18 protein-coding genes are annotated in these 24,682 nt (G+C 49.5%); all 18 read right to left on the bottom strand.

Going from position 1 to position 24,682, the window contains the following annotated elements; translation table 11 throughout:
* Window positions 1-69: 69 nt before the first annotated feature.
* A complete protein-coding gene (tssH, locus tag ACJJID_RS18855; protein WP_444920784.1) occupies window positions 70-2,733 on the bottom strand; it encodes a type VI secretion system ATPase TssH in 2,664 nt (887 codons plus the stop codon).
* 39 nt (window positions 2,734-2,772) lie between these two features.
* On the bottom strand, window positions 2,773-3,903 hold the full coding sequence (gene tssG, locus ACJJID_RS18850) for a type VI secretion system baseplate subunit TssG (protein WP_444920783.1): 1,131 nt from the start codon (window positions 3,901-3,903) through the stop codon (window positions 2,773-2,775).
* Window positions 3,867-5,696, bottom strand: a complete 1,830-nt coding sequence (gene tssF, locus ACJJID_RS18845) for a type VI secretion system baseplate subunit TssF (protein WP_444920782.1) — start codon at window positions 5,694-5,696, stop codon at window positions 3,867-3,869. The genes tssG and tssF overlap by 37 nt, the downstream gene beginning before the upstream one ends.
* Window positions 5,696-6,169: a type VI secretion system baseplate subunit TssE gene (gene tssE, locus ACJJID_RS18840; protein ID WP_444920781.1), complete on the bottom strand. Its 474-nt coding sequence runs from the start codon at window positions 6,167-6,169 to the stop codon at window positions 5,696-5,698. The genes tssF and tssE overlap by 1 nt, the downstream gene beginning before the upstream one ends.
* A gap of 7 nt (window positions 6,170-6,176) precedes the next feature.
* Window positions 6,177-7,676: a type VI secretion system contractile sheath large subunit gene (gene tssC, locus ACJJID_RS18835; RefSeq protein WP_444920780.1), complete on the bottom strand. Its 1,500-nt coding sequence runs from the start codon at window positions 7,674-7,676 to the stop codon at window positions 6,177-6,179.
* Between the two features lie 120 nt (window positions 7,677-7,796).
* Entirely contained in the window at window positions 7,797-9,284 is a 1,488-nt protein-coding gene (gene tssC / locus ACJJID_RS18830) for a type VI secretion system contractile sheath large subunit (RefSeq protein WP_152450760.1), read from the bottom strand.
* A complete protein-coding gene (gene tssB, locus ACJJID_RS18825; RefSeq protein WP_152450758.1) occupies window positions 9,281-9,802 on the bottom strand; it encodes a type VI secretion system contractile sheath small subunit in 522 nt (173 codons plus the stop codon). The genes tssC (ACJJID_RS18830) and tssB overlap by 4 nt, the downstream gene beginning before the upstream one ends.
* 44 nt (window positions 9,803-9,846) lie before the next feature.
* Window positions 9,847-11,139: a type VI secretion system protein TssA gene (tssA, locus tag ACJJID_RS18820; RefSeq protein WP_444920779.1), complete on the bottom strand. Its 1,293-nt coding sequence runs from the start codon at window positions 11,137-11,139 to the stop codon at window positions 9,847-9,849.
* Window positions 11,140-11,326: 187 nt separating this feature from the next.
* The gene (locus ACJJID_RS18815; protein ID WP_444920778.1) at window positions 11,327-12,109 is read right to left on the bottom strand and encodes a hypothetical protein; all 783 of its coding nucleotides are present in this window, start codon (window positions 12,107-12,109) and stop codon (window positions 11,327-11,329) included.
* Between the two features lie 229 nt (window positions 12,110-12,338).
* The gene (locus ACJJID_RS18810) at window positions 12,339-13,064 is read right to left on the bottom strand and encodes a SapC family protein (RefSeq protein ID WP_444920777.1); all 726 of its coding nucleotides are present in this window, start codon (window positions 13,062-13,064) and stop codon (window positions 12,339-12,341) included.
* 24 nt (window positions 13,065-13,088) lie between these two features.
* Window positions 13,089-13,760 (bottom strand): type VI secretion system-associated protein TagF, encoded by a 672-nt coding sequence (gene tagF, locus ACJJID_RS18805; RefSeq protein ID WP_444920776.1) that lies wholly within the window; start codon window positions 13,758-13,760, stop codon window positions 13,089-13,091.
* A gap of 15 nt (window positions 13,761-13,775) precedes the next feature.
* A complete protein-coding gene (tssM, locus tag ACJJID_RS18800; protein ID WP_444920775.1) occupies window positions 13,776-17,315 on the bottom strand; it encodes a type VI secretion system membrane subunit TssM in 3,540 nt (1,179 codons plus the stop codon).
* 53 nt (window positions 17,316-17,368) lie between these two features.
* On the bottom strand, window positions 17,369-18,235 hold the full coding sequence (icmH, locus tag ACJJID_RS18795) for a type IVB secretion system protein IcmH/DotU (RefSeq protein ID WP_152450748.1): 867 nt from the start codon (window positions 18,233-18,235) through the stop codon (window positions 17,369-17,371).
* 1 nt (window position 18,236) lies between these two features.
* A complete protein-coding gene (tssK, locus tag ACJJID_RS18790) occupies window positions 18,237-19,574 on the bottom strand; it encodes a type VI secretion system baseplate subunit TssK (RefSeq protein ID WP_444920774.1) in 1,338 nt (445 codons plus the stop codon).
* A gap of 66 nt (window positions 19,575-19,640) precedes the next feature.
* Window positions 19,641-20,258: a type VI secretion system lipoprotein TssJ gene (tssJ, locus tag ACJJID_RS18785; protein WP_253868788.1), complete on the bottom strand. Its 618-nt coding sequence runs from the start codon at window positions 20,256-20,258 to the stop codon at window positions 19,641-19,643.
* 23 nt (window positions 20,259-20,281) lie between these two features.
* On the bottom strand, window positions 20,282-22,066 hold the full coding sequence (gene tagH, locus ACJJID_RS18780; RefSeq protein WP_444920773.1) for a type VI secretion system-associated FHA domain protein TagH: 1,785 nt from the start codon (window positions 22,064-22,066) through the stop codon (window positions 20,282-20,284).
* Between the two features lie 148 nt (window positions 22,067-22,214).
* On the bottom strand, window positions 22,215-23,714 hold the full coding sequence (locus tag ACJJID_RS18775) for a type VI secretion system contractile sheath domain-containing protein (RefSeq protein WP_444920772.1): 1,500 nt from the start codon (window positions 23,712-23,714) through the stop codon (window positions 22,215-22,217).
* A 70-nt stretch (window positions 23,715-23,784) separates the two neighbouring features.
* On the bottom strand, window positions 23,785-24,504 hold the full coding sequence (locus tag ACJJID_RS18770; RefSeq protein ID WP_444920771.1) for a transposase: 720 nt from the start codon (window positions 24,502-24,504) through the stop codon (window positions 23,785-23,787).
* Between the last annotated feature and the right edge of the window lie 178 nt (window positions 24,505-24,682).

The following is a 24,682-nucleotide window of genomic DNA, read 5'->3' as shown; positions in this document are numbered from 1 at the left end:
ACATGATATTAAGTGGTACCCAGCCCAGTAATGAAATCCAGTTAATCTCACTACTGGGCTAGTTTCAAATTATTCTACATTATAGGCAAAATCACCCTCTTCAGTCGCAGAGACTTTAATTGCTTTAACCTCTTCACCCTTCGCCATTTTATCCAAGCATTCACTAGCCAATTCTGGCAATAGAGTCTTATTTAAAATCACCTCAATATTGCGAGCCCCAGTATCGGCTTCGTGGCAACGTGCCACAATATTAATGAGCACGTCCTCATCATATGAGAAAGAGGCACCATAGTGCTCTCGTACACGCTTTTCTATCTTACGCATGTTGATCTTACAGATTTCAACCAGATTCTCATCATCCAGCGGATAGTAAGCAACTACATTGGCACGACCAAGAAATGCCGGCTTGAATTTCTGTAGTATGTGTGGACGAATATTATCGAGGAGTACATCTGGCTCCGGCTTTTCTTCTACCTGGCTGAATATAGCTCTGATAGCATCCTCACCAGCATTGGAGGTCATAATGATAACGGTATTCTTGAAGTCGATATCACGCCCTTCACCATCTTTAATGGAACCCTTATCAAATAGGTTATAGAAAATATCCTGAACACCAGGATGGGCCTTCTCCATTTCATCCAACAGAATTACAGAATAAGGTTTACGTCTTGCAGCTTCTGTAAGAACACCTCCCTCTCCATAGCCGACATATCCAGGAGGGGATCCCAACAGCATAGATACTTTGTGTTCTTCTTTAAATTCGGCCATATTGATCGTGGTGATATTTTGTTCGCCACCGAATAATTCATCGGCCAATGCCAAAGCCGTTTCAGTTTTACCTACACCACTGGTTCCGCAGAACATAAATACACCTACGGGCTTACGCGGGTCGGTTAGACCAGCACGAGAGGTGCGAATTGCCTGGGCAACAGCCTCAATTGCATGAGGTTGCCCAATCACGCGCTTATTGAGTCGCTCCGCCAGTGTTTTAACCGCAATGATTTCATCACTCACCATTTTTCCAACAGGAATACCTGTCCAGTTGGCAACCACCGCAGCAATAGCCTGTTCGTCAACGGCGGGTTGCATTAATGGAGTGTCACCCTGTATGGACTCAAGCTCTGCAGAGAGGCTTTTTAACTGCTGTTGATAATCAGCTAATAAAGCGGGATCGGGCTCCTGTTGATCGCCCTTTCCTTTCATAAATTCGGAATCAATTTGGTCGCGAATTTTTTGAACCTGCTCAATTAACTCATTTTCTTTAACAAGCTGTTGTTCCAAAGTAGCTAAACGCTGTTCTTCAGCTAGCTTGAACGCCCTCAATTCAGTTAGCTGCTCTTCATGTTCACCCATAGCTGCGTTTTCACGCTCTAGCTTGGCCAGTGTAGTATTCGTTCGATCAATATTGATTCGAGCATCTTCAATTGCACCAGGGGTAGCCGATTGACTAAGTGCTACACGTGCGCAGGCTGTATCCAGCAGACTTACAGACTTATCGGGTAACTGGCGACCAGGGATATAGCGATGAGATAGCTTAACTGAGGCAATAACTGCTTCGTCCAGGATACGCACTTTGTGGTGTTCCTCAAGAGTAGCAGCAATACCGCGCATCATATCTATTGCATCTGTCTCAGAGGGCTCTTCAACCTTTACAACCTGGAAACGTCGGGTAAGGGCAGGATCACGTTCAAAGTACTTTTTATACTCAGCCCAGGTTGTCGCAGCCAGGGTCCTTAACTCACCCCGTGCTAACGCTGGCTTGAGCAAGTTAGCTGCATCACCCTGGCCTTCTTTACCCCCAGCACCAATCATGGTGTGGGCCTCATCAATGAATAAAATGATAGGTGTTGGCGAGGATTTAACCTCTTCAATTACAGATTTGAGACGATTTTCAAACTCCCCTTTTACACTGGCACCCGCCTGAAGTAAGCCCAGGTCAAGTGTCCTCACGGCAACACCACGCAAGGGTTCAGGCACATCGCCACTGGCAATACGTAAAGCAAAGCCCTCAACCACTGCGGTTTTACCCACTCCCGCCTCGCCAGTAAGAATCGGGTTGTTTTGCCTGCGACGAGTCAGAATATCAATACACTGCCGGATCTCTTCATCTCGCCCAAGAACAGGATCAATTTCCCCTTTCTTAGCTCTTTCGGTGAGGTTGACCGTGTACCTATCAAGAGCTGGGGCCTTGCTAGCAGCAGCTGCTACTGCAGCGGCCCCACCGTCCGTAGCACTTGCGGCTCCAATATGGCTAGACTCGGCACTTTGACCGAACATAGCTCTAGCTGTTTCACGAATGGATTCCGGAGCTATATTTTTGAGCTCTGGGCAAGACTCCAGAATTTGGCGACGTGAAGTTTCTTCTAATAACAAAGCCGCAAGAAAATGCCCAGAGCTGATAGCACGGTGACCATAATCTATAGAAGCCAACATCCAGGCATTCTTAGCTGCCTCTACAATGGTCGGAGATAACGCAGGTGGACGACTGCTACCCGAACGAAATCCAGCAATAGCAGATGCAAGCTGTTTTGCAAAATTTGCAGGATTACAGTCATGCTTTTCAAGCAGGTGATAGAGGTCGGTATCTGATTGGTCCAATAACTTCAGCAACCAGTGCTCAAGCTCAACGTTATATTGATTTTGTGATAGACAGAGGCCGGCCGCACCCTCTAGGGAGTCGCGCATATGCGGTGTCATGGTATCCACGAGCCGCTTCAAATCGATATTTATCACAGTGAAAAGATCCTTTTAAAAATTATTGTTAACGAATAATCATGCCGCAGGTAATGCTTCATCTGGCGACATATTGTCAGCACTTAATGTAATTTGTATAAGTTCTGCAGGCTCCTGCTCACTGGCCATGTGGGTATTCCACCCTAACAGAGGGTCGTGATCAGACTTGCGGTTTAATTGCACCGGTGAAACCTGTTGGGCAGGTAGCGAGACTGACAGCTCAAAATCCAGTTCAATTCCAGCACTAAGTTTGATAAATGCTTTTAGGGATTCCAATTTCTGTGTCCCCGGAGCAATAGTCATGAATTGATCATAGGCCATTGGCTCGATAACTATCCGAAATTTGTTCTGAGCCTGAAAACAATGTGTACCCAAAATTGTATTAGTTCCGAGGCAGTTATTAACTCCACTAGGAGCTTCCTCACAAGGCAGACGACAGAGAATATCTTCCGGTAATTCATCCCATTGTCCCTGGAACTGCTCAATAGAAACATTCAAACCAAAGAAGTGTTGAATCATACTGGTCAGTGCCACTGCCGAGCAGCGCCCCTGCCCCAAGTGCCCCGCCATACCCAGAAGTGCTTCATCGGGAATTGGCATTCGATAGCGCATCTCACTAGTGCCTAGTCCCGCTAGAGAAGCAATTGCCTGGGTAAAAATGTCAGGGGCTCTTTCATTGCGCAAGCGCTGACGCTCATAATTTACAGGCAGTTGGTATTTATGCCAGGCCTTATAAAGTAGAGAGGTATGACGATGATTGAATATGTCAAGAAAATCCCGCAAAGCGGTATTATTCTCTTTAAGTTCTTTTTGAACTAGCTCTGTAAGATAGTAAGGCATAACGCCCTGGCTACCGATTAAACCAGTGAATCCAACCTCCATATGCCACTGGCTAATCTCTTTATCTTGTATCTCGGCATTGTTACTTAATTTTTTTTCCAGGCGTAAAACATCCGACCCAATAAAGGACAACCCAGACTGGGCACTGAAGCGAACCATTTCTTTAGCTGGCGGGGCTGCACTGGCTATAGGCTCTTCACAAAATTCGCCATCAGCCATAGACACAGCCCGCTCCAAGATTCGAACGGCCTGATAGAAATCGAAGTGGTAGGGCTCTCGACGCAGCCGCTCTATTACAGTAAAGCTTTTTCGCCTGCGCGAGGTGGCCATCTTTTCAGCTCTCCATCTCTGCCACTCATGGTAGCAATCAATTTAGTAAATGAATTAATAGAACAATAAAGACCGAGAAAACGCTCAATAACGCTGGCAAACAGTAATGGGCTGGTTCCAGTAAGCATCATTGAGTCGAGCTCAATTTCGACTTCAGTTCCTCGACAAAGAACTACACTTTGATCAATCTGAATAGGTGCAGTGATTGGCTTGGTATTCAGTTTTAATAAAGACTCGATCAAATTTCGAGTACTCGCTGAATCCCTAAAATCATAAAGCCTGAAAATTTCCTTGAGGGCATCACACCCCTGACTTCCGGACAGAGAAAGATGGTTAAGATTCAGGTGTGAAATTAATTTCCAATAGCCTCTCTCTCTTCTAGGAGGCCGCAAGGTTGCCGTTGGCGCAACAACACAACTAATACGGCTTGCCGGAACATCACCATCAACGACTTCAAGATATGGCTGGGAATTACCACTAGGTAATTTTTTAGGCAGATTCCGATTGCAGCAGGTTAGCTTGATATCGAGTGTCTGGTCATTAATTCTGTGTGGATTAAAATCTAAATCTACAAGACTTATATCGACTTCAGATGCCTGCTCATTACGGTGTTCGCCTTCAATAATTTCACGACGCCGACTAAACCAGAAAGCAGACTGTTCTGCATGATGTTGACTATGTTTAATACCATAGAAGGGTCTATATCTGGTTGTCTCACCATCTCCATCTGTTGCAGCAACTTCATCAATGGAGTAAATCTCCAACCCATCACTGCGGCGCGCATCGGCAACAATATGATATTCATATTGAGTGTGCGTCAGTGGAATAGGATCCGCACTCTGCTTAAATAGGTTGATGGCAGGTGTACAGCCGAGAGCAAACATACTCGGCACCAGCTGTTTTTCCAACTCCTCGTGAGTCTCGGAAAGATAAAAATATAAATTTAATGTATCTGAAAAACTATCATTCAATGCTTCCTGCAAATTTGCAATGTCCAGGAAGAGAAATTTTTCCGGAAAAGCAAAATATTCAGTCAGCAATCTATAGCCGATAAAAGCGGTATCAGGATAAGGCAGCAAGCCTTCCTCTGCCTCCATTCCCACTTGTCGAATATCTTCTGGCGATAGAAACGTAGGCTTGGGGTCACTCTCTCCATTTGCCACAACCAACTTTACACATTTAGTTAAGAGCAAATCATAGAGACTATAAACATGGGTTGCTTGACCGCGCAAAAAAAAGCGAATTTTTTCCGGCTTCATTTCTGCAAAACTAAGATCAGGGCTTAATGCTTTAAGAGATAGCTTAAGGACTGCGTTTGCCCCCTGAACCTCATTACAGCCAGGTGCAATAAACGGACGTGGCATCAAGCTAGCGCTGACAGGCTGAAAAGGATTAATTTCTACTGGGTAACAGGTCGTAAACCTACAGGTTTGCCCCTGAAAGCTATCACTCTCTAATAACGTTTTTGCTTCAACGGGAGTGATTGCATCCAGATCTGAATCCGGCTCGAATTGTACAATGGCGCAAGAGGGGATTGGGCGTAAATAATGTGGATACAGAGTTTCCAGCATTGCATCTGTCAACTCAGGAAAGTCATCACTGAGTTTTTGTTGAACCCTGGCATTCATATAAGCAAAACCAGACAACAAACGGCCCACAAGTGGGTCATCTACGGTATCTGCATCCAGTTGCAAGCGTGATGCAGCAGCAGGGTGCATGCGTGCGAACTCAGCAGAGGTTTGCTGAATAAAAGCGAGCTCACGCTCATAAAGATCTATTAATTTTTCGCTCATTACATAATCTCAGAAACATCTACCATTTGTGTCACCGGATTTAAAGCGGAGTCAAAAACAATGACTTCCGAAGCAGGGTTAACATGTAGTACCGCCTCTACACGGAAACGAATACTGGGATCCTCCACATCGACTTTATCCTGGGTGGTAACCTTTACCGAGCGAATCCTTGGCTCAAAATGAAGAATAGTCTTCTCAATATCACGGCAAAATTGTTTTCTACTTTCTAATGAGGATAAATTAACAGTTGATAAATCCGGAAGACCATAATTAATATTCGACTCTTCAAGATGCCGTAAAGCATCAGGAGGAGAAATACAGCGATAGCGGGTATTAAACAAATACTCTAGATCGCGCCGCACTCCTTCACGTAACTGGCGAAGAATTTGATGGGATTGGTGCATATTTACTTTGCTAGATGATTCCAATAATCGATCTAGCACTGGAGCCAATAGCCGTTTTTCTCTTGCCATAATCCTATTAAGCCCCAACACCAATCGTTGCCAATGCCGTGGTGAGCTTTAGTTCAGATACTAAGTGATCCACTGTATAGTGGCTTTTTAGATGAATAACACTTTGATAACTGCCAACCTTGCCCGGCTCATCGGCCACTCGTACGCGTGCCTCACGCAGTGGGTAACGTGCCAGCATCTCCCAGGATAAGTCATCTCGGCCAGTTGTATATTGATCCAGCCAGTGTTGAAGCTGACGTTCACAGTCCGCAGCATTCATATAGGCGCCCACCTTATCCCTGATCATGACCTTGATGTAATGTGCAAAACGCGATGCGCAAAGAATTTGTTGCAACATCGAGCTTATACGCGCATTCGCTGTGGCCGCCTTGGAGCTATATTGTTTAGCCTTTTGTAAAGAGGGCACGCTGTTAAAAGCGCTATAAGGCGTATCGTAACAGTGACTCAGGCAAGCGAAGCCTAATTCGGAAAGATCTCTTTCTACAAAATCTGTAACTAGAATTGAAGTGGACATTTTAACCATGCCCGGGCGACTATCCGGCCTATAGGGCATAACAGGCAATTGCGTAACCAATCCACCACCAAAGTGATCACGAGCAACACCGCGGATATGTGAAAACCAACCTACCTCACTGAATTCACGTAAAAGTACAGCACCTATTGCAAAACAAGCATTACCCCATAGATAACGCCGGTTATGAGATCCGGTCACCTGCTCTGCAAATCTCAATCCACGATATTCTGAAAAGCTCAGGTTATAAGGCTCACGCATAAGTACCTGAGGCAAAGTAACGGCCAGAAAACGGCTATCTTCTAAGTCCCGTAAGCTGTTCCACCGTATATACTCCTTCTGGCGGAAAACCTCTGAAAAACGAATGGGCTTGGCCAAGTCATCGAAGTGATCGACACCGAACAACTGAGGAGTAGCGGCACAAACAAACGGTGCGAACGCGGCGGCTGCCGTATGGGCTATGCCTTGTAAGGTAAAAACATCATCATAAGGATGGTCAGGCAAGGGCCTATGGGAAATATAATAATCTCCCATTAACAAGCCAAAAGGCTCCCCACCCGGGGTGCCGAATTCTTCGTTATAGACTAAATGAAAAAGTCCAGATTGGTCGAAATCTGGAGCTCTTTCTATATCTTTACTTAAATCTTTCCAGTTGGCATCTAGTAACTTTATCTTGATATTGTCTGAGTGCGGCGTATCAAAAACCAACATGGCGAGCCCACGCCAACTTGCTTCAAGACGTTGAAAGCGGGGGTTATGGAGAATCCGGTTAACTTGATCGCAGATAAGTTCATCAAGTTCAACAATAAGACGACTTAAGTATTGTCGAACAGAGAAGTTTTCTTTTTTAGGGCACGGACATATTTCAGTCAGCCAGTATTCAAACGAAAATAATTCATCTGGCTCGCGTAAGAATTTCTTCAGTTCAGCTTGATTTTCGCTCGCTAACTTTTCCGGCAAAATATCTAAATAATCTTCCGTAAATGCATTTTTCATTGCGCCGGGCACCGGAAAACTCCCATTAGCATTTTCTTGAGAAATCTAATTGTATTCAGGTCCTGAACAAGACCTTTCAAATAAGAATGCCCGCTCCTAATAAGAAGCGGGCATCGAGTTTTACCCAGCAGACGGGATATTGGCAACCATACGCATAGAAGTGGTCAGTTCTTCCATTTGCAGCCATGGTTTAAGGTAGGCAACAGCACTGTAGCAGCCAGGTTGACCCGGAATTTCCTTAACTTCAACTCGGGCCTCTGAAAGCGGGTATTTTGCTTTCATTTCAGGGCTCGCATCCGGGTTAGAGTTAGTGTACTGGGTGATCCACTTGTTCAACCAGCGCTCACAGTCACTTGCTTCCATAAAAGAGCCCACTTTGTCCCGCGCCATTACTTTCAGGTAATGAGCAATTCTGGAGGTGGCCATCAAGTAGGGAAGACGCGCGGAAATAGCCGCGTTCGCGGTTGCATCCGGGTCATCATAAGCTTTTGGTTTCTGTGCACTTTGAGAACCAAAGAATACTGAGTAATCAGTATTCTTATAGTGGCACAGCGGCAGGAAACCCTGAGCGCTCAATTCGGCTTCACGGCGATCAGTAATACCGATCTCTGTCGGACACTTCTGGTCCATATCACCGTCATCACTCTTGAACACATGTGAAGGCAGGCCTTCCACTTTACCACCACCCTCAGCACCACGAATAGCAGTACACCAAGAGTTCTCAGCGAATGCCTTTGTCATGGTTGTGCCCATTACATAGGAAGCATTCATCCAGCAGTATTGATCGTGATCGGCAGGGCGCGATGCTCCAGACTCATCAACTTCAAACTCCTCAAAGTCGAATGCTTCGATCGGCTTGGTGTTTGCTCCATAAGGCGTTCTAGCCAGAGTACGTGGCATAACCAGGGTAACGAAGCGAGAATCTTCGCTATCGCGGAAGCTACGCCATTTAATGTATTCCGCAGATTCAAAAATACCGCCGAGGTCGCGAGGTTTTGATAGCTCAGTAAAGTCATCAAAACCAAACATGCCTGCACCAGCTGCTGCAACAAATGGGCAGAAGCCCGCGGCGGCAACATTGGACATTTTGCTCAGCAACTCTATATCTTCTGGGTGGCTGGTGAACTCAAAATCGCCAATCATGCAACCGTACGGCTCGCCACCAGCGATACCAAACTCTTCTTCATAAATCTTCTTGAAGGTCTGGCTCTGATCAAATTCAACGGCCTTGTCCAGGTCGCGGAACAACTCACGCTTACTCAAATTGAGCATGCGAATTTTCATGGTTGCACCGGTTTCAGAATTCATTACCAGGTGATTAAGGCCACGCCAGGAGCCTTCAAGCTTCTGGAACTTCTCATCATGCAGAATAGCGGCCATTTGTTTGGACATAGCCTGGTCAATAGCGCTAACCGCTTTCTTAATCGTCTGGGTCAGGTTGCGGTCCCAGGAAACAGTGCCTTTTAAAACCTGCTCGGTCAGGTTGGCGATCAGGTCCTGCGCTTCCTGCGGCTCTGTTTGCTTGGTTGCGGCAATTGCCTGCTCCAGAAGATTAACCGATTGTTCCTCAGCTTCACCTTCCGCAACATTTTCTACTTCTGTGCTCATTCTGAGTCCTCTCCTTTATCCTTGTTCAACCCTAGTTGCTCGGAAATAGCACCGACGTTTTCCGTGCTCTTCAGGATATCTTCTAATACTTTTTCCAGCTCTTCAGAGCGGTCAGCCTTACTGAGAAGGTCGCGCAATTTGCTACGAGCTTCCAGGAGTTGTTTCAGCGGCTCAACCTGATCGACAATTTTTTCCGGTGAGAAGTCTTCCATGTGTTTGAAATCAAGATCAATACCAATCTTGCTGCCATCACCGGACAAGGTATTTTCTACTTGCAAGTTCAGCTTAGGATTTACCTTCGCCATCACGTCATTGAAGTTGTCGCGATCAATTTGTACAAATTTACGATCTTTCAGCGCTTTGCGATTCTCGGCGTTATCCCCTGAGTAGTCGCCCATAACACCTGCTACAAAGGGAAGTTCCTTTTTAACTTCCGCGCCGTTGGTTTCAACATCGTAGGTAATATGTACACGTGGTTTGCGCACACGCTTAAGTTTATTGTGAATACTCTCAGACATCTCAGCTCTCCTTCCTAGATTTAGGGACTGCTATTCTTAATTAATTACCAACCCGTGCTGTCTACTTGTGTTTCGCCACCCCAGTTCTCCTCAGCTGCAGGCGCAGATTCAGTGGGGCTTGAAGGTGGCTCAGATGCAGCTGGAGCTGGTGAGGGGGTGTTACTCATTGACGGTGGTGCAACATAGCGCTGGGTATCCGTGCCATCGAGTCGGACACCAGTAAGCTGGGAGTAGAGTGCACGGGACTGCTCATCGGGCAGTAACTCGGTCATCAACTCGGAGACTGTCATGCGCCCCCAACCAATCAATCTCTCCAAACCCGGCGCCAAGGGCGTATGAGGCTCGTAAGTTCGGAAATATTTAGCGGCTTGTTCTAGCAGCTTAAGAGCATCTTCTCGAGAACTCACAGGTCCAGTGGGAGCAGCAATGGCATTTGCAAGAATTGTTGCCGCCACATTAGACACCGATTCGTCTGTAGTAGACGCACTCTGCTCCTCTTCGGGTGCTACAGGAGCCTCACTCTGGGCTATCGCATCCAATTGGCTCTTATAGATAAATCTTGCCGTACGCAAAACTTCATCAAGCAGAGATGAAATATTTGTTGATGGCGGGGCATCGTGACCACAACTAGAGCGCAGGGCATCATTGATATTTTTATAGCTGCTTATAGTAGCCTCTATAGTCTCAATGAGATGATTGGCCCAATCATTACTCGCACTGTTCACACATTGGTTTACATCTTCTAGGCTATAACCCAAAGTCTCAATGCGGGCAGCTTTAGCATCGTCATCGGCAATGCGATCTGCATCTCTGGCTTGTTGGTGCTGAAAGAATGAAAAGTCTCCATAATCCCCTTCCGGGGTTATTGGCGCACTACGGATCGGCATCATTAAAGTACCATCACCGCCATCACCATTGAGACCCGTCAGTGGTGCTACTTTTGTTTCAATACCATCTTCATCGGGAAGTGGATAGAGACCGTCCCAAAAATTGGTGACCAGCTGCTCTATTAAGAGAAAACCATCTCTTAAACCACTAAAACCATGAAGACGAATAAGAGCTTCTGTGTACCAGCTGGCAACTTCCAGATCTTTACTTTTCTTACTCAGGATCTTTTCTGCAGCCTTTGCCACGTCGCGCCAGGGAGCGAGCAGATCAGAGTCCGTATCATCAAACATGGCCGAACGTTCTGCGGCCCTAGCACTATTTCGCGCATCTTTGATGGAGTAGTAATCAGAAGTCGGTGATCGATCCTCTCGAATATCCTCACCGACAGGGCTCTCTGTGGAAACAGGAGCTGTGAGTTCTTCGATATTTATTGTATTTGGGAATGCCATGAAAATAAGTCCCTTCTACCCAATCAATTCCTTCAATAAGAATTCCGAGAAGAGTACACGTTGTAAAGATCTAATCAAGGCAAATGACACAATGTATCCGCAATAGCCAAAAAAAAGTGCAGAGCTCACAATATTAAACGAACCATCTTTGCTATTTTTTTATATTTTCTTGATCCTGACAGGCCCATTACACGGCAATTACAGCTGAGCCCTTATTTTCTGTAGTAGTGACTCCTTCTTCTGAGGCCTGGAAAGTTGCCACTATTTGAATAAATTCAACTTTTGCTTGTGCAAAGCTTTGCAAAGATGTCCACAGGAAAAGGGTATAGAAACTCATTTTTCCCTGAAAAAAAGCCACCATATACTGGACTGAATCATTACCTACATTCGCACACATTTCATACAATAAGCCTGTTTGCCAAGCACGCTCTAAGGCCTTCGGCCCACTTACTAGCCGCCCATCGGACACTTTAGCCAAACACTGTTGCATCTGAGCATCGGCATAATCTGTCAGGCTAAGCGTTACAGGGAGCTCAGAACGCTTCTGAGCCAATACGATCAGGTAGCGATTTAAATCGGTATTACCTACCTGGATCTCTGCATTGGGATTCAAGTTATCACAGGGTACCCAGTTTCGTGGTGCGCACAATAGAAGCTGGGAGTCTCCGCACTGGAGTTTGCCCATCACTACGGGTAGTGGGGAGCCGCCATTCTCTACCGACGTCTTTGAGCAATGTATCAGCTCAGAATCCAAGTACAGCCTGGAGTGCCAACCTGCGTTCCACAATTTTTGTATAAAACGACAGGCTTCGGCTCTATCAGCGGTTTTCTTGAGTTGGGAGCGGCTACTGGCCATAAGTGCCTTTATTTGAGAAAAACTCAATCCAAACTCACCACCCAGCGCGGCTATTGCCTTTCGCCGCTCAAAATGTGTGCGGATTTCTCCCGTGAATACCACGATATACGACATACCCTAACCCTTGCTTCCTGCAGTGATTGATAGGTTGACCCCATTGAGAGCAACCTGAGCGCCCTGCCAATAGGCGGTTTTTACCTTAGATGTCTCTTTATAGAATTTCTTTACTAACGGTGTAGCTCTGAACAAGCCAGTTAATCTGCCGATACTTTATTGCCCAGATACAGAATTGCGCAGATAAAGAGCTATAGCCAAGCTTGAACGAGTTCTTACTACATCACCGCTAGTGAAGTAATTTTGCATGATATCTCTTAAATAACCGGCTCAGATTCGCCGATTGCTCTAGAGAAAGCATATGGGCATATATAGCCGACAAGTAGCCAAGCTCTTTTAACCTTAGAAAGTCCCTATCAGTCAGCGCATTTAGTCGCTCAGCGGTCACACAAAAAACCCCGGTTAAGCGGTGCTTTGTATTACCCGGTAGATCGACTACCACCACCTGCTCCTGAAAAAGCTCCATCTCGGTCAGGCAATGGATAAACTCTTTATTTTTTATTTTCTGCTGATGAATCCCACTCAATAAGTTGCTGACCTGCGAAAAGGTTTTAGTCACCTCACCCTCGTCGTCAAAAAGCCTCTTTCCTTCACCATCAAAATTACCAAGTGAGAGCGAGGAGGAATCAACGCAGATAACAGGGCTTGTGCTAGCAATATTCTTATAGTGTAAGTAAAAAGGATAAGCTCTCAAGGTCGCCGGGATATAGTTACCCTGCCACTTTCCTAGCTGCCAAAAGAGATTTTGTCCCGGCTTTATACCCAGTAATGCACAACTATCCAGGGAATTCTCCCCCTTGGATTTCAAAAATATGATCGGACATTGCCCGGCTAACATTGAGAACTCAGATAGATATACCTGGCAGACATGCCGGGTTTCACTGTGCGAAATATCGCCAGTCAAAACGTTATACTTGCGGTGCTTATTTCTATCTAACGCAACTATTTGACTCACACTCGCTGTCCTTTACCTATTTTTTCACTGTCTCTGCTGACTGCCACCAAGCATTGAGCAGTAGAACTCAGGGCCGGGCAATGTAGGACAGAGCACACTGGTCGGCGCCAGGTGTTGCGATCCCTCACAAGACCAGAGACTGAAACTGGCAAATTGCTTGCGACATACCTGTCCAAGCAATCCCGCATAACGTTTTTCATTACCCGTAACATCATTACTGGCTACAAAGAAGTCATTCTGTGTTGGTGCACTCGACTGCCGCCCCAGCTCTACAGGTACAGCACTGAAGGCCTCAAACAGCTGATCAGCATGCAACATATTTTGTAATGCGCTAACGGCCAGCTCTGTAAGCTCCCTATACCAACCATCGGCCTCAGACATAAAAGAGATGATGTCTACCGCAGTTGGCAACGGTGCAGCTATTGTCAGTGGGAAATAACGCCCAACACTATCCACACTCGGGACTAGAACCCCAACCCAAGGGTTTTCATCAATGACCCCTTTGCTGTGGGCAAAACGCCAAACTGGACTGGTCAAGTAATAGTCAAGCCAGCTTTCCCCCATAATTTCACGGGATCCATGCACTGCACGCTGTAGCCATTCGTCCCACACTCTGACGAAACTAGCAGGAAGCTGACGCTGGACAAAATCTCCATGTCCAGGGAGCTTGCCAAAGATACCAATGGTGTTTTGCAACTCACTCACTCCTTACTACAGAGTTTCCGGACACCGGTAACCACGCAACAAACTGCGATCGAATGGATTGTTAACATTCGAGGCCACCAATTTGAACTGCGCTTTGCGCCCCTCTTCTGAGAAAGTCACCAGGCGTTCCGCATTGCTTCGCCCTGTCTCAAGGTCTGAACTTGCAAGTAGTCGATACCACGCCCAGTCACCTTCAAAGTGCTTGCGGTGTACGGTTTCATTGAGATCTTCGAAAATTATCCGGACCCTATTGCTCTCACCACCGCGCCAGGTAAGTTTTTTGCTGGTTTTGGGCCCGTGTGAATAAGGGACACGTTGGTCTCCCAGTTCTAGTTCAAACAGGCGCACACTGGAATCCAGCTTGGTTGGCTCAATACGGAAAGAATAAGCAGCGCTTTCACCCGACTTAAAGAAAGTCTTGCGGATTTTCTCCGCCCTGCGCAGCTGCGATAAGGACTCCTTGGAAAGACTCATGCCCTGCCCTTCGACATACTTCACTTGCCAGGTTCTTGTATCCACAAAGGGTTTTAAATATTCATTGACAAATTTTTGCTCAATACCGCCGGGCTTAAAGTATTGATTAAATTCAATAACCGGAACCTCCTGATCGCGATCACTGCGCAGTGGGTAGCGGTTGGCCAGGCTATTGGCATAGCTTTGATAAACCTGCTCCCGCCACACTCGGTTGAGGTGACTCTTGGCCTTAGACATCACTAGCGCCCAGGTGCTATCGGCAATATCGGTCAGCCACTGGTCAAAAGGTGCCGGCGCATTGGCCGCTTTGACTCTCAGCTGTTTTATCGCATCACCACTTCCGGCAAATCGCGCCTTGGCGCTGGCGAATGCAGCTTCATTGGAATCCGGGGCGCTATCAATTTCAGTCAGGTACTCCTGAATCTTATTGATGGTCAGGAGATACTCCTGAACCCTTGCGGGCCTGCCCTTCTCACTTTGAGTGATCCGCTGTATCTCCTCGAAACGCACATCGACAATATTGGGCTTGTAATGATCCTTGAGAGCCCCTGCAGCACTATCCAATGCCGCTCCACCTAAGCGGCGCGTCGTGCTGGATACCGGTAACGGTACACCTTTGGCATCTACAGACAGCTCCGGCCGCGGTGTCAGGCGGGTGTTATCCGAGGTGATTTCTGTGATCGCCAGCAGTGGTGAATAAATAGGGTCTGACAGGGTCGAGAGAACCTCAAGCGCCTGGGAGGTGCTGTTGAATCTGCGGATACTGAAACCACCGAGAAAGGATTGCCAATGTTGCAGGTATTCCCCCAGATAAATGCGCTTTACATCCTCGCCCAGCTTCTCGCGGTCGGCCTCGGTAAAGTCCTCACCACTGAGGTCACCACCGTAGATCCAGCGCTCTTCCGCCATATTGGTCATCAATTGGGAGTCGGCACCAAAGTCCATCTCCTTATAGCCCGCCTTTGTGTACAGGAAGGGGATGTTGAAACGCGAATCACCAGCGCTCACGCCAAATACCTGTTGGGTATCACCGCCGATCTCCTGATACAGATCCACAGAGGTCTGACCCAGGTCGCTATTTTGCAATTGCGCAAAGAGCCTTTGCGGCACAGGGATGCGTCGCAATTGCTGACGGGCGCGGGCCACTACGCGCTCATTTTGCTGAACACTGGCGGGGATTGGGCGAGCTAACACCTGGCCCAGGTGAAAACGCAGTTTATCCTGCTCTTGAGCCTCGCCTGGTAACTGACGCTCCCAGCGGCCGCTGTAATAACTCTCAACCGTGGCAATATCCAATTTATCCGGGTTGAAGAACATCAGATAGGTTTTGAGAGTACTCACTAGTGCCGGATCATCGCTGCCCAAGCGACTGAGGTTACTTTCAATATCCCGCAGTAGTGCCGGCAGGAAAACTGTTTCAAGCTTTTGCTGATAGAGATTATCCAGTGCTTGGTCTATACGGGTGTCATACAATCCCAGGTTGGAAATCCAGGGGTGTTCCTCGCGGTCATATACCGAAGTGGCCTGCCGCAGTGGTTCAAGCATTTGCAGAACATCCGCGGGGGTGGGCCGCTTACCCTTGAGCTTTTCCTCGGCCTGTTGATAAGCCGCCAGATTGTCATTGACCTCGCCCATGGACAGTTTGTTAGAAGCGAGGCTGCCACTCCAAAGAAAGATCGACCCCACAAAGGCCGCGGCCAAGGTGGCATATACCCCTCTGCGCAGCCACAGATTGGCACTTTCTACCTTGCGATTGACTCCAACCAGCTCGGCCTCGGGAAATACCACATCTTTAAGCAGGCGGTGCAGGAAGAAACTTTTTCCCACGCCCTGGAACTTGGGCCCAACGCTACGCTCCAGGCCAAAATCCGCCGTTACCGAGGCCATCATGCGGTCTACCGGGCTGCCCTCCTGGGTGCCACTGGTAAAGTAAATACCGCGGACCATAGGGACGGTTTCATAACGGTTTGGCTCAAAGGTTTGCTTGATAAAGTCGGCCAAAATCTCCGCCAGGCTCTCCATACGGGCTGGAAAGCCTTGCAGCAAAGCACGTTTCTCGACATTGCGCTCCTGATGCACCCGCCATAGCACTCTCTGATTCAAGCGTTCAATCAGCTGATTGAATTCGGCCCTGAAATTATCCAGTGGTGCACCGACAGTTGCGTTGGCTTCGCGAGGGAAACTCATACCCCAAACCTGTTCGCGTTCAGCCTGCGACAGGTTGTCGAAAAATTCGCTAAAGCCCGCAACCAAGTCGCACTTGGTAAAGGTGAGATAGATTGGGAAACGGATACCCAGCTCCTGCTGGAGTTCATTTACCCGCTGACGGATTGTCTTGGCTTGATGCTGGCGCTGCTCATCAGTCTGAACCATCAAGTCCTGCAAGCTGATTGCAACCAGTGCGCCATTAATCGGCCGGCGACGGCGATAGCGTTTAAGCAACCCGAGGAATGCGCGCCAAGCACTGTTGTCGTAAACCCGGTGGCTGTCTTGGGTGGTATAGCGGCCGGCAGTATCGATCAGCACGGCGTCATTCGTGAACCACCAATCGCAATTGCGTGTACCACCTACACCTCCGAGCGCCTCTTTACCGTGACTTTGCGCCAGGGGAAATTCCAGCCCGGAATTGACCAAAGCAGTGGTTTTACCGCAGCCGGGAGGGCCGATAATGACGTACCAGGGCAACTGGTATAGTGAAACCTTGCCCTTCTCCGATTTAAAGCGGGCATTGCGCAACACATCCATGGCCTCGCGGAATCGTCCCGACAGGGCCTCGAGCTCTTCACGGGAGTGCTCTTCATCCGGGTCCTGGGCTTCCTCCTGGGATTCCTCAATGCCCTTAATCAGTGCCTGGTTTTGGCGCCGCTCCACCAGCCACTGGCTCAGGTTCCACACCAGCCAGATAGCAAAAATAAATACAATGATGGTAATGCGAACCGTGTGGGAGAGCGTGGCGTTGTCACTGCCAAACTTTATGTAGTCCGCCCCAAACCAGATAAGAACCGACAGGGCTGCGAGGCCGATAATGCCGAGCACCCATTTATTGGTAAAAAAGTCGCGCAAGCGTTTCATGAATAGCTCCATCTCCCGGGCTCAAGCAGCACCGGATCAATTCGGTCCGAGTGTCACCCTTCCCCTTGCGGGGGCTCGCTGTCACTGCCTGTTAATTCCACTACACGGTCTGCCACGGGTGTGGTCGTTTCGTAAAGCCACCAGCGATAGCCACTATAAGTAGCAACCAACAATCCCAGCGCGACACTCATAATCACCCACAGAGGCACATAGTGAATCAGGCCGGACTTGCGCTCGACACAGCCCTGCCAATGCGGGGAGAGATCCCGGTCCATCGCCGCTTTATGCTGCTCTATCGTGCGGTACAGCTCATCGCGAATCTGCTCAATCTGCTCGTGGCCCCGCTGTACCAGGCGATATTTACCCTGAAAGCCGAGGCTGAGACAGAGGTAGAAGAGTTCTAAAAGCTCCAGGTGTGAAGCTGGGGTTTCCAGCATGCGCTGCAGAATGGCAAAGCATTTCTCACCGCCGAACGTCTCCTTGTGAAACAGGCTGAGCAGAGAGTGTTGGCTCCAGCCGCTCGCCGTTCCCCAAGGGGTGGTTAACACCACTTCGTCCACCACGGTACACAGCAGGTAGCGGGCAGTAAGCACCGTTTCTGGAGCCAGGCCCAACTGTTTGGACTCCCGCTCAAATGCCTGGATTTCCTTGGTCAGGCGTTTGTGCAGGTCCGGCACATTGGAGTGATTCATGGTTGTGCGCAGTTTGATAATCACCCCCAGCAGTTTGGAGGCGGCGGATACCAGCGGGTTCAAACTGTTGCGAATCTGCATATCCGCAGAACTGCCGGGATTGGCGAAGAACTGCGGCTGCGCAGCCGGACCGGGCTGCGCCGGAGCTGCGGCGCCTGGGGTAGGAATCATTACTGTCCTGTCACCCGCGTTAGGTGCCGGAGGGGGGCTGAAGCTGTCATTGCTCATATCAGTTATTCCTTATGGCCCAGAGCTCCATGGTCAGCCCTGGAAATTCCGCTCCGAGATGCACAGCAAAACCACCAGACCTCTGCATGGCCTGCCACAACTCACCGCTGCGTTCCATTTCGAAATAGGTAAAACCTGAGTGATAGGGAATTTGTCTTGGCGCCACCGGCAGGGGGCGCAGTGACAACCCAGGCAACTGGGCGGAAATCAACTCGCGGATGGCCTCCACCGGCGCCACTTTGGCTTGGGTGGGGAAGCGGCTGCGCAGCAGGTCTCCAGGCATATCCGCTTTGGCGGCCATCACGAAACTTGCCGTCTTGAGCAGTGACGGATCGGAAACCGGAGCCACATAGATACCGAATTTTCTCTGCACCAACTCCATCGCAATAGCGGTCTGCTCCAGGACTGTGGAGAGGGACTGACGCAAAGCAGAAAACAAACCGGAGAAGCTGAGCTGCAGGTTTTCGTGCGAGTAATTGGGTATTTCCGGTGGGCGCTTGGTCGATGAGGTAAATGTCGATAACTCGCCAGCCAGTTGCAGCAGCTCCACAAACAAGCTGTGTGGGTGCAGGCGCGGCTGGGCAGTAATCTGTTTTAACAGAGGTTCAAAACGGTTGATAACCTGCAGTAACAGATAATCGGCAATTTCTGCGGAGCCACTGCGACCACTGTCACTCAAGCGATGCCCCAAGGCTGAGCCGCGGTGATCCAGCAGTCCCTTAACTTCTTCAATGTAGGCTTTGATGACCGCCGAAGTCTCTGCATTCAAAAGCGGAGGAATATAGTCCGAATCCAGTTCAACCGGCTTTTCCGGCTGCCGTTCGCGTATTCTGGCAATGCCAATAGCCGCATAACCGCTGAGGTCGTCGCTCTCCAGTTTGAGACACACGCGCAGTTTGCCCACCTGGATACGGGCGGATTCACCGGAGGCCGCGGCGCTATTGCGCGCATCAAAGTTTGCGGTCTGGTAGCGTGCCTGGGGGAAATCTTCCTGGTCGCGAATCGATTCCTGGCTGCCGGGGCGCTTCATCGGTACACACAGGTAGACGATCTCATCGCGGGTGTTAACCGGCACATCCAGGACATCTGGCAAAATTTCATTTTCGGGTGCCAGGATGGGTGTACCATCAGGAAATATCGCCCTCACGCGGGAGAGTGATATTTTGCCCATAGAGAGCGGTTCACTATCAATCGCCAGCTCCAGCACACCCCAGGTATAGGGCCCCAACGAAGCCGTGCGCGCTTCGACCAACTGCTCGAGATAGCGATCCTGTTGCTGGAAGTGTTGAGGGCGCAAGAACATGCCCTCACTCCAGATCACCTTGTTGTTAACCGACATATGTCTTCCTTGCAAAGCCCAACTCAATTGGAATGGAGCTTAATTAAAACTGGCCTGAACGACGCTCTACTTGGATTGCTCCGCTTCCTGAAGGCGCTTTTTCATCAATTCATAATCTTCACTGGAGAGTGTTACCGTATCGCCGTCCTTGCCGCCATCATCATTGCGCGACAGAGGCGAAACAATACCCCGGCGCCTTTTGGCAATATTCTCCGGTGTGCCAATGCGGGTATCCGCTAGGGCGACCTGATAAGTATTTTTCTTGTGATCAGTGATCGGCAACACCATCAGTGCATCTGCTTTTTGATACTGAACAAATTCCGCCAGCAGACCGATATATTTCACTTCCGGTGTCAAAGGCAGCTCTTCCACACGCTGCTCGCCGGGAGCGAACTCTTTCAAGATAACGGTATCGAGAAGATCATTACCGAGACGGGATTCTGCATTTTCATACAGGTTGAGAAAGTCTTCGCGGGCAAATTGGCGATCGTCTGCCAGCATAAACACACGCACCACCACCGGCGATGCGCGACCGTCATCATCCGGGTTAACGTCCTTGCGGATATCCACCGACAGCTCGACACTGGTGTCCAGGTTCAGGGTGCGTCTGGTAGTCTGGCAGGCCGCCAAACTGACCACCAGTACGCCGAGCAGGGTGAATTTCAGTAGCTTTGATATCGTCACGACCAATTCCCTCTTTCGATTTATTAATTTTTCAGCTGTCTGGCATTCTTCAGCTCAGACAACTGGTTTTCATAAGTCTCTGCAAATTCGTCACCGAAGAGCTTGCGGTAACAGGCATCTGGGTCGCCCACTAATTCCCGGTACATCGCGCTGAAGCCCTCCCATTTTTTTGCATTCTTGTTGCCGAATACACCGGAGGTATTGCCCAGGCGGCGCTCGATATTATCCGGACTGAAATACCTCAGCATCGCATTGTAACCAGCGCGCATTCCCGCCAGCACGGCGACCTGATGATCGGAGAGATCATCGAAGCTATCCCGCACTGCTTCTTTAGGCTGTAAAAACGCACCGTTACCGGCAAACATCGCCTCTAGCGCATCCCTCTCGGTGGCACTAAATTTCAGCGGGTTATTCGCTTCTGTCTGGATCATGGTGCGCTGCACCCGCAGCTCATTTTTGATACTGCTGCGCGCACGCAGGAGATCGATAAGGCGAGCGACGGTTTCACGAACAATTTCTGCAGCCTGTTGATCCGCGATTTGTTGTTGAGCGGGGCTCATATGCAGGCCCAAGGTTGTAGCCAGCACACTGGACACCGGGGTAGCCGGGGGGGGCTGCACCGGTGGTACCGGGGCTTGCGGAGCTGGGGCCTGTTGGACAGGAGCCGGCTGTTGCAATTGGGAAAAGCTCTGCCCTTGAGCGGCAAAACCTATGGGGCCAGCAGGAGGCGCCTGCCCGGCATCAAAACCCGGCGCGCCGGCCACTTGTTGCCCCTGCATTGCAGCAAAAGAATCTGCAAAAGGGTTATCCCGTGGGCTCTGCGGGGGCTGAGCTTGCGGTTGTACTTGCTGCTGCGGCGGCGCTGCTGGTGCTTGCGGCGGAACGAACGCAGATTGCTGCGGGGCAACTTGCTGCTGAGGGGGCGCAACTGGTGGCTGAGGAGTTACCTGAGGCTGTGGGGGAGGCGCCTGGAAAGATTGCGCTTGAGGTGCCTGGGGCTCTACAGAGGAAGAGGGCTCGATCGACTGTTGCGGCGGAGCCTGTGGGGAAATACGCACAGCGTGTTGATCTGCCGGCACATGGTCCTGGTCGCTGCCATCTTTCCACCACTCATCATCTGAATCAGACCATCCACCTTGAGCGGCCTGTCCCTGTGGCTCAGTACCAAAAGAGCCGAAACCCTGTACATCCGACGCCCCGAAAGATTGGGGTTGTTCAAAGGCCGACATAGGGTCCAGGGGACCCGGGTCTGCGCCCAGTAGATTATCCTGGGCGGGAGTATTCTGGTTATTCTGAGGGATATACCCCCATTCGCCGGACTGGGAAATATCGCTACTGCCACCAGGCTCCAACCAATTATCCAGCTGCTTTGCCTCCGCCTGGCTCTGCATCTTGGCCATAGCGCTGGCATTGAAGGTGGTGCGATCGGAAGTATCGAGGAAGTCGGCACTGTCCAATCCTTTCGGCAGGTCACTTTCGGCCTGAGGCTGTCGCAGCGTCACCTTGAGGCGGTAATCCCCCACATTAATAATATCCCCCTCCTTCAAAGGGAGTTTATTCCCTTTACCCAAGGGAGTATCCCCATCGTTATGATAGGTACCGTTAGTGCTGGTATCAGTCAGAAAAAACTGTCCATCACTGCAAGAGATTTGCGCGTGTTGCGATGAGACAACTCGCTCGGGATCGGGCAGCACCCAATAGTTATCGGCGGAACGCCCCAAACTGCCCCCTTCTTTGGTGAACAGTTTGGTGTGCTTGAGCATATTGGCCCCTGCGGGGTCGGCCAACACTGAGAGTATTAGATCCATGTCTTCCTGACTCACACAGTTGATGTACTTCGCACTTTCGCCGGATGCAAACTACAGAGATCAGTACGAAATGATCCGGGCACACAGGCCTTTCACATAACAAATTCAAATCCGGCCCGCAGAGATTGCCGTGCCGGAGAAATATTTTTTAGCCCCAAGGTCCCTTTAAAGCACCACCAGCGAGAGACCTTAAACTGGGCAGGATAACCTGATCGCGCCCCTGTACCGAGCGCATAGTACTCAGCCCGGCCCGATCAAATTCTGCAGCTGCCCGGTCGGTGAGCAAGGCTTCGGCACAGGGCGTAATCCACTGCCCCTGGGGCAGCTTGCGCAAGTGCAGAGGCAGGCTTTCGTAAGTCGCCGAGGTGGGGGCTTGGAGCCTGCCGGTTGTGGAAAAACCCTGGCAGATTGCCAGGGCAAGCAGATAGGCACTGTTGCCCCACTGGTAATACTGATGCCCCTGTTCAGGTGTCAGCTCTTCAAAATCAAAGTGCTCGGTGGTGGAGGTCTCTCTACCAAACGGCAAGCGCAGCATAAAGCGGGGCCCAGCCAGAGCAACATATTCACTCGCGGAGTAATCCCGCACCGCCTGCCAGCTTTCGGCAAAGCGCTCACTCAAGGGGTAATACCAGTCATCCGGATCGACCGAACCGGCTAAGTTGGGGCAACCGGCCAGCTTGGTATCACCACCGAGGAGCAGCGCACTACCAGCCGCTTCTGCGATTGTTGAGAGATCGATCAACAGGTGCAGATCCCGCTCTTCATCGGTGATAAAAAAATCACCCAGAACGAGGTTGTAGGGACGGTCACCGGCAACGGTTTCGCGCTCGACCAGCAGTTTAAATACCTGGGACTTTTCCAGGTCGCTCTCGGCACTGGCGAAATCGGCAAGCAGCTCCTCCTTGCTGACATCAATCAAATGCAGCTGCAAATTTGGGTGCTCATCCAACCGTCTCATTAAAAAGTGCAGACTGAGCCAACTCGCCTCCAGTTGGCGGAAATCACTGTGGTGCATCACTTTGCGCATAGTGTCCGAGGTCGCTTCGGCCAGAGCATTTAAATACTCCCCCTGCATGGGGTCCACACTCTTTTGCACATAGGGCGCAACGATATCCCTGATCAACTGATCCACTTGGAAAGCACTACCGCTCTCCCTGGCCAGGCGCTCGCGTCCCGCCGCGAGGATTTCATCGAGAAGGGACTGCTCGGCAGAATAACCCGCAGTTTCTCGCGCTGTTTCAACCAGCTCCGGTTTCCACTGGCGAATTTCCTCGGCGGCTTGCTGGAATTGCCCAGGATCGCGCAGGCGTTGGCCGAGCGCGATAAATTGTTTGAAAAGTGGCAGGCGGCTGTAGAGATAATCTGGATGTAAATCGTCGAAATAGGGCAACTGCAGGGGCTCATCCATCACCGGCAACTGCAGGCTCACCCCCAAATCGCTAAATACACCCTCGAAGGTATCGCGATTCAGCACATATACCCTGCGCTGGGCAATGGTTTCCGGCTCACACTGGCGACGGCTGGAGCGACCACTAAAATCACCCAGGATTGCGACTTTCAGGCTTTCACTGCCAAGGTCCATGGTTTGTTCCTTTTTATTGTTATCGCCGTGGATTTGAAATCCGGCAGTTATCGTGGCTCTACTCACAGTCAATTATCCACAGGTAAAAAAAATACGCAGCACGGCGAAACCACCTGTACTCATCATGCGTTTTTATCTAGCTGGTTTCCACCAATTGTTTTTCGACTTTTTTTGGCTTTCTCGGGCGCCCTCTTTTAAGTGGACGAACCCTTTGGTTGGCGATTTGTTCGATCTTATCTTTAAAGGCGTCACCACCGAGAACATGCCCCAGCTTGATGGTCTCAGCGATGTAATCGAGTAGACGGCTATCGAAGCTATAGCGAAAGAGCTTCCGGTAAGCCTGGGCGCGCTGGGCTGCATTTTCACCCAGGTCGGTATATAGACGGTGATCCTTAATCAAGTGATTATGCTCAGTATTCACATGATGATTAAAACTTGACCACCGGTAATTACCCAAGGAGTCCGCAAGCCCCAGATAGAGCGGGCGCAGCTCCACATAGCGGTAACAGGTCAACAAATAAGCATCGGAGTCGATCAGACTGGACTTGTAACGCCCGCGCCAAATTGTGCCGGAACGCTTATAACGGTGATTGACAAACTGAACATAGCGGCGACCCAAAGACTGCATCATTGAGGGTATGCCATCCGGGACTCTCGGGGTGGCAATGATTTGAATCATATTGGGCAGTAAGACGTATGCATGTACGTCCACACGGTACTGATCAGCAGCATTTCGCAAACTAATCAAATAATATTGATAATCCTCTTCATCAAAGAAGCACGGCAAATTGTTGTGACCGACTTGCACAATATGCTGGGGGATATCTATTAGATTGAGCCTGGGCAGACGAGGCATTTTGCCAGCAAATCCTTATTTATAAGGCGCGATGCCTTTCTAGTGATGATTAAAGGTTTTATTATCGCAAATCAGGGAAAAAAATTTCAAACATCATCTGATGCCAAGTTAACATGAACCCTGGTTAGTGGTTGTAATCATGTTACGCTGCATTTTATTGCTATTTAAATAAAGGGGA

It is taken from the genome of Microbulbifer sp. CnH-101-G (assembly GCF_052466775.1).
Note: the sequence above shows the minus strand (reverse complement) of the source record. Positions and strands in the feature narration are given on the sequence as shown.

Coding starts and splice junctions, on each gene's coding strand:
- tssG (WP_444920783.1), bottom strand. CDS start 3,903: ATGGCCACCTCGCGCAGGCGAAAAAGCTTTACTGTAATAGAGCGGCTG.
- tssF (WP_444920782.1), bottom strand. CDS start 5,696: ATGAGCGAAAAATTAATAGATCTTTATGAGCGTGAGCTCGCTTTTATT.
- tssE (WP_444920781.1), bottom strand. CDS start 6,169: ATGGCAAGAGAAAAACGGCTATTGGCTCCAGTGCTAGATCGATTATTG.
- tssC (WP_444920780.1), bottom strand. CDS start 7,676: ATGAAAAATGCATTTACGGAAGATTATTTAGATATTTTGCCGGAAAAG.
- tssC (WP_152450760.1), bottom strand. CDS start 9,284: ATGAGCACAGAAGTAGAAAATGTTGCGGAAGGTGAAGCTGAGGAACAA.
- tssB (WP_152450758.1), bottom strand. CDS start 9,802: ATGTCTGAGAGTATTCACAATAAACTTAAGCGTGTGCGCAAACCACGT.
- tssA (WP_444920779.1), bottom strand. CDS start 11,139: ATGGCATTCCCAAATACAATAAATATCGAAGAACTCACAGCTCCTGTT.
- ACJJID_RS18815 (WP_444920778.1), bottom strand. CDS start 12,109: ATGTCGTATATCGTGGTATTCACGGGAGAAATCCGCACACATTTTGAG.
- tssM (WP_444920775.1), bottom strand. CDS start 17,315: ATGAAACGCTTGCGCGACTTTTTTACCAATAAATGGGTGCTCGGCATT.
- icmH (WP_152450748.1), bottom strand. CDS start 18,235: ATGAGCAATGACAGCTTCAGCCCCCCTCCGGCACCTAACGCGGGTGAC.
- tssK (WP_444920774.1), bottom strand. CDS start 19,574: ATGTCGGTTAACAACAAGGTGATCTGGAGTGAGGGCATGTTCTTGCGC.
- tagH (WP_444920773.1), bottom strand. CDS start 22,066: ATGGATCTAATACTCTCAGTGTTGGCCGACCCCGCAGGGGCCAATATG.
- ACJJID_RS18770 (WP_444920771.1), bottom strand. CDS start 24,504: ATGCCTCGTCTGCCCAGGCTCAATCTAATAGATATCCCCCAGCATATT.